The following is a 6,032-nucleotide window of genomic DNA, read 5'->3' on the forward strand; positions in this document are numbered from 1 at the left end:
CGCTACCCCAGGCAGCGCGGCCCGAGCAGTGCCTTGAGGTCGCCCATCAGCGCGCCCGAGTTGGTGACCTTGAGCCCGTCGTCGAGGCGCAGCACGTGGCTCGCCCCGTTGGCCGCCAGCAGCGTCAGGTGGACCTCGCTGGGACCCGGGTGGGCGACGAGGACCTCCTTGAACTTGCCGACCCGCTCCGGGGTGCACCGCGCGCTCTCGATCTGCACGCGGACCGGCGGCGCGGCCCCCGCCCCCGTCGAGAGGTCGGGGACCGCGAGGTCCTCGACGAACAGGCTCACGCGGTCGTCCCGCTTGTTGACCTTGGCCTTGAGCAGCACGATCGCGTCCTCGGACACGTCGATCGACACCGCCGCGTAGGTGCGGGGGAAGAACAGCACCTCGATGCCCGCGGCGAGGTCCTCGATCTGCGCCGACGCCCAGGGCTCGCCCTTCTTGTTCACCCGGCGCGTGACGCTCGCGAGGATACCGCCGACGGTGACGGACGCGCCCTCGGGGACGTCCCCCTCGAGGATCTTCGTGATGGGGGTGTCGGCCCGGCTGGCGAGCACGTGCTCGATGCCGTTGAGCGGGTGCCCGGAGACGTAGAGGCCGAGCATCTCCCGCTCGAGGGCGAGGCGGTGCTTGGGCTCCCACTCCCCGTCGGGGACCTTGACGTCGAAGATGCCCGTCGTGTCCGCGGTGTCGGCGCCCGCCTGGTCGTCGTCGTCGAAGCTGCCGAACAGGTCGAACTGGCCGTCGGCCTCCGCACGCTTGGTGGCCATCACCGAGTCGATCGCCTCGGAGTGGACGAGGGCGAGGCCCTTGCGGGGGTGGCCCAGCGAGTCGAACGCCCCGGCCTTGACCAGCGACTCGACGACCTTCTTGTTGCAGACCTGCTGCTCGACCTTGCGCAGGAAGTCCGAGAAGTCGGAGAAGTTGCCCTTCTCGCGACGGGTGGTGACGATCGAGTCGACGACTCCGGCGCCGACGTTGCGGATCGCGCTGAGGCCGAACCGGATGTCGCCGCCGACCGGGGCGAAGTCGCGCACCGAGTCGTTGACGTCGGGCGGGAGCACCGTGATGCCCATCCGGCGGCACTCGGCGAGGTAGATCGCCGCCTTGTCCTTGTCGTCGCGGACGCTGGTGAGCACCGCGGCCATGTACTCGGCGGGGTAGTTCGCCTTGAGGTAGGCCGTCCAGTAGGAGACGACGCCGTAGGCCGCGGAGTGCGCGCGGTTGAACGCGTAGTCCGAGAACGGCAGCAGGATGTCCCAGAGCGTCTTGATCGCGGCGTTGGAGTAGCCGTTGTCGCGCATGCCCTGGGCGAAACCCTCGTACTCCTTGTCGAGGATCTCCTTCTTCTTCTTGCCCATCGCGCGGCGCAGCAGGTCGGCCTTGCCCAGCGAGTAGCCCGCGAGCACCTGGGCGATCGCCATGACCTGCTCCTGGTAGACGATCAGGCCGTAGGTCTCGCCCAGCACCTCCTTGAGCGGCTCGGCGAGCTCCGGGTGGATCGGGGTGACCTCCTGCCGGCCGTTCTTGCGGTCGGCGTAGTCGTTGTGCGCGTTGGCGCCCATCGGTCCGGGCCGGTAGAGCGCGCCGACGGCGGAGATGTCGTCGAACTCGGTCGGGGCCATGCGGCGCAGCAGGTCGCGCATCGGGCCGCCGTCGAGCTGGAACACCCCGAGCGTGTCGCCGCGGGAGAGCAGCTCGTAGGTCGCCTTGTCGTCGAGCCCGAGGGTGTCGAGGTCGAGCGGCTCCTTGCCGTTGAGCGTGATGTTCTTCAGCGCGTCGTCGATGATCGTGAGGTTGCGCAGGCCGAGGAAGTCCATCTTCAGCAGCCCGAGGGTCTCGCAGACCCCCATGTCGAACTGCGTGATGATCGCGCCGTCGGCCTCCCGGCGCTGGATCGGGATCACGTCGAGGAGGTTCTCCTTCGACATGATCACGCCGGCCGCGTGCACGCCCCACTGGCGCTTCAGGCCCTCGAGGTCACGGGCGGTGTCGACGATCTCCTTGACCTGCGGGTCCGACTCGTAGAGCGCCCGCATCTCGGCGGCCTCGGAGTAGCGCTTGTGGCTGGGGTCGAACACGCCCGAGAGCGGGATGTCCTTGCCCATGACCGCGGGCGGCATCGACTTGGTGATGCGGTCGGCCACGGCGTAGCCGGGCTGGCCGTAGAGCACGCGCGCGGAGTCCTTGATCGCGGCCTTCGCCTTGATCGTGGAGTAGGTGATGATCTGGGCGATCTTCTCCTCGCCGTACTTCTCGGTGACGTAGCGGATCATCTCGCCGCGCCGGCGCTCGTCGAAGTCCATGTCGATGTCGGGCATGGAGACGCGCTCGGGGTTGAGGAACCGCTCGAAGATCAGCTTGTGGTGGATCGGGTCGAGGTCGGTGATGCCCAGGACGTAGGCCACCAGCGATCCGGCGGCGCTGCCGCGGCCGGGGCCGACGCGCAGGTTGACCGAGCGCGCGTAGTTCAGCAGGTCGGCCGTCACCAGGAAGTAGCCCGGGTAGCCCATCTGCATGATGACCGAGACCTCGTACTCGGCCTGCTTGCGGTAGTTCTCGGGGACGCCGTTCGGGAACCGCCAGTGCAGGCCCCGCTCGACCTCCTTGACCAGCCAGCTCGCCTCGGTCTCGCCCTCGGGCACCGGCGCGACCGGCTGCAGGTCGCGGCCCTCGGTGAAGGAGACGTCGACGCGCTCGGCGATCGCGAGGGTGTTGTCGCACGCCTCGGGGAAGATCGGGTCCCACTGGTCGCGCATCTCGCGCGCGCTCTTGAGGTAGAAGTCCTGCGCGTCGAACCGGAAGCGGTTCGGGTCGTTCATCGTCTTGCCGGTCTGGACGCAGAGCAGCACCTCGTGGGGCTTGGCGTCCTTCGCGTAGGTGTAGTGCAGGTCGTTGGTCGCGAGCCCCGGCAGGTCGAGCTTCTTCTTGAGGTCGTAGAGGTCGTCCCGGACCCGGCGCTCGATCTCGATGCCGTGGTCCATCAGCTCGCAGAAGAAGTTGTCCTTGCCGAAGATGTCGCGGTAGTCGCTCGCGGCCTGCATCGCGCCGTCGCGGTCGCCCTGCTGGAGCAGGCGCGCCACCTCGCCCGACGGGCAGCCCGTGGTGGCGATGATCCCCTTGCCGTACGTCTCGAGGAGCTCGCGGTCCATGCGGGGCTTGTAGTAGTACCCCTCGAGGCTCGCGAGGCTGGAGAGCCGGAAGAGGTTGTGCATCCCCTCGGTGTTCTCCGCCAGCAGCGTCATGTGGGTGTACATGAGGTCGGGGTTGTCGCTGCCGTTCGCGTTCTGCCCGATCGACACGCGCTTGCGCTCGTGGCGCGAGCCCGGGGCGATGTAGCCCTCCATGCCGATGATCGGCTTGACCCCGTGCGCCTTCGACTTCTTCCAGAACTCGTAGGCCCCGTAGGTGTTGCCGTGGTCGGTCATCGCCAGGGCCGGCATGCCCATGCGCGCGGCCTCGGAGAACAGGTCGTCCAGGCGGGCGGCCCCGTCGAGCATGGAGAACTCGGTGTGGGTGTGGAGGTGGACGAACGAGTCGTCGGACACGCGAGAGACCTCCCCGGGACGGCTACCTCTGGCGCCCCGCCACCGACGCGATCTCGGGGGCGGGAACGGGCGTCACGCTACCTCTCGGGTCCGACAGCCTCGGCCCTCACTCGGGCGGCGGGCCGTCCCCGCTGCTCACCGCGCCGCTGCGGCGTGTCGGCGCCGGAGTGGGCGCGTGTCCGCCCCGGGGGAAGGTCGACGAGGGCGGCCACACGCCACTCGCTCAGCAGTGCGCGAGGCCGTCGCACCCGCCGCACGGGCAGCACACCGACCCGTCGCACGGGAGCGGCGGGAGGTCCTCGTCGTCCTCGTCGATCTCGTCCTCGTCGACCTCGAGCCAGGCGTCGAGGTCGTCGATGCCTCTCGCGAACCGCCGCCACTCGTCCGGGCCGACGCCGCCCCCACGCCGCACGCGCTCCACCAGGGCGATGTCCTGCGCCGTCAGCCCCTCGATCCGCCTCATCGGACCCTCCTCACCTCGTCGGTGGGGCGAGAGTGACAGGAGGGTCCGACAGTGTCGGCCGGTGCGACGCCGAGGTCGGTCAGAGCACCCCGGCGCCCTCGAGGGCGGCCCGGATGACGTCGCGCTCCGCGTCGTCGGCCTCGACCAGCGGCAGCCGCAGCCCGCCGACCGGGCGACCCACGAGCGCCAGCGCGGCCTTGACCGGGATGGGGTTGGTGGTGACGCCGAGGGCGTCGAACAGCGGCTTCAACGAGGCCTCGATCTCGGCACGGTTCTCCGGCTCGTCGACCATCCGCCGCATCTGCGGGCCGACCACGTGGCTCGCGACGAGGATCCCGCCGCAGCCACCCATGTCGAGGACCACCGCGAAGAGGTCGTCGTTGCCTGCGTAGATGCCCAGCCCGTCGACCGGCGCGAGGTTGGCGTTGTTGGCCTGCTTGACGTACTCGACGTGCTCGATCTGGGCGAGCTCGGCCAGCTGGTCGTTCGGCAGGTCCAGCGACACCCGCGAGGGGATGTTGTAGAGGACGATCGGCTTGTCCGTCGCGCGGCTGACCTCGGTGTAGTGGGCGTGGACGCCGCGACGGTTCGGCCGGTTGTAGTACGGCGTCACCGACAGGATCGCGTCGGCGCCCGCCTCGGTGGCCCGCTCGGTCATCTCGACCGCGTGGCGGGTGTCGTTCGAGCCGGTCGAGGCGATCACGGTGGCGCCGGCCGGGCGCTCCGAGCAGGCCAGCTCGACGAGGCGCATGTGCTCCTCGATCGAGAGCGTGGGCGACTCCCCGGTGGTGCCGCACACGACGATGCCGTCCGACCCGTTGGCGACGAGGTGCTGCATCAGGTCGACGAAGGTCTTCTCGTCGACCGCCCCCCGGTCGTCGAACGGGGTGACGATGGCGGTGAGGACGGCTCCGAGCGACACACGGACAGGTTGCCCTGTCGGGGGCGGTGCGTCGAGGCCACCCCCGGCCACGAGGCGCGTGGCGTCGGCCGACGTCGGGTGTGTCGCTCCCGAACTCGTGATCACCGGTCCCCGGAGTGGTCGGCGAGCCGGTGTGAGCACGTCGACCGAGCCCACAGCCGGCGAGGGGCACTGAGCGCAGGGCGCGGCGCGTCTGGGATGCCTGAGGTGCTGATGATCATGGCAGACGGGGCGGAGGAGCGTCCGCGTCCCCGCGAGGGGCACGTGGTGCAGGCGTCAGGGCCCGCCGACACGCCTCGCGTGCTGATGATCATGGCTCAGCTGGGCCCCAACTCAGCTCGGCTCAGCTGGGCCCCGGCTCGGCTCAGCGCGGCTCCGCGTCCGGACCGTCCACGTTCACCGTGGGCGGCCCGTCCCCGGCCCGCGCGATGACGGCCGTGGAGCGGTCGCCACCGGGGTTGGACTCGCGGTGCACCGTCCACGCCGGCACGTGGATGAACTCGCCCGCCCCGGCGTCCGCCCGCTCGGCCCCGCCCGCCCCGAACTCCAGGCGCATCGTGCCCGCGACGACGTACAGGCTGGTCTCGCGGTCACCGTGGTGGTGCCAGCCCGAGGTGGCCCCGGGGTCGGTGTGCACGAGCCCCGCCCACAGCGAGGGGGCCTCGAACGCGACCTGGCGGTGCATGCCGGGGGTGGGGTCGCCGTCGACCAGGTCGTCCTCCCGGACGACGCGCACCGGTTCGCTCATGGCGACATCCTCGCGCGCCGCCCGGTCGGGCGGGAAGCTCAGGCGGGGATCAGACCAGGCCGAGCTTCTTGACGGCGTCGCGCTCCTCGCCGAGCTCGGCGACCGAGGCGTCGATCCGCTCGCGGGAGAAGTCGCTGATCTCGAGGCCCTGGACGATCTCCCAGGTGCCGTTCGACGCGGTCACGGGGAAGGAGGACACCAGGCCCTCGGGCACGCCGTAGGAGCCGTCGGAGACGATCGCGGCCGAGGTCCAGTCGCCCTCGCGGGTGCCGTTGACCCAGGTGTACACGTGGTCGATGGCCGCCGCGGCCGCGGAGGCCGCCGAGGAGGCGCCGCGCACGTCGATGA

General features: G+C 70.5%; 4 protein-coding genes and 1 pseudogene. All 5 read right to left on the bottom strand.

From position 1 onward, the window contains the following. Window positions 1-2: 2 nt before the first annotated feature. Window positions 3-3,551: a DNA polymerase III subunit alpha gene (dnaE, locus tag AC0CYZ_RS02480; RefSeq protein WP_472212022.1), complete on the bottom strand. Its 3,549-nt coding sequence runs from the start codon at window positions 3,549-3,551 to the stop codon at window positions 3-5. A gap of 223 nt (window positions 3,552-3,774) precedes the next feature. Beyond that, window positions 3,775-4,014 carry a hypothetical protein gene (locus AC0CYZ_RS02485; protein WP_472212024.1) on the bottom strand — a complete coding sequence of 80 codons (240 nt, stop codon included), beginning with the start codon at window positions 4,012-4,014 and terminating at the stop codon, window positions 3,775-3,777. A 79-nt stretch (window positions 4,015-4,093) separates the two neighbouring features. Then, window positions 4,094-4,936, bottom strand: a complete 843-nt coding sequence (dapA, locus tag AC0CYZ_RS02490) for a 4-hydroxy-tetrahydrodipicolinate synthase (protein ID WP_472212026.1) — start codon at window positions 4,934-4,936, stop codon at window positions 4,094-4,096. Between the two features lie 364 nt (window positions 4,937-5,300). Beyond that, complete coding sequence (locus AC0CYZ_RS02495; protein WP_472212028.1) at window positions 5,301-5,684, bottom strand: cupin domain-containing protein; 384 nt, start codon at window positions 5,682-5,684, stop codon at window positions 5,301-5,303. A gap of 49 nt (window positions 5,685-5,733) precedes the next feature. Then, a pseudogene (locus AC0CYZ_RS02500) lies at window positions 5,734-6,032 on the bottom strand (malate dehydrogenase); the annotation flags it as partial.

Source organism: Actinomycetospora sp., assembly GCF_055612215.1.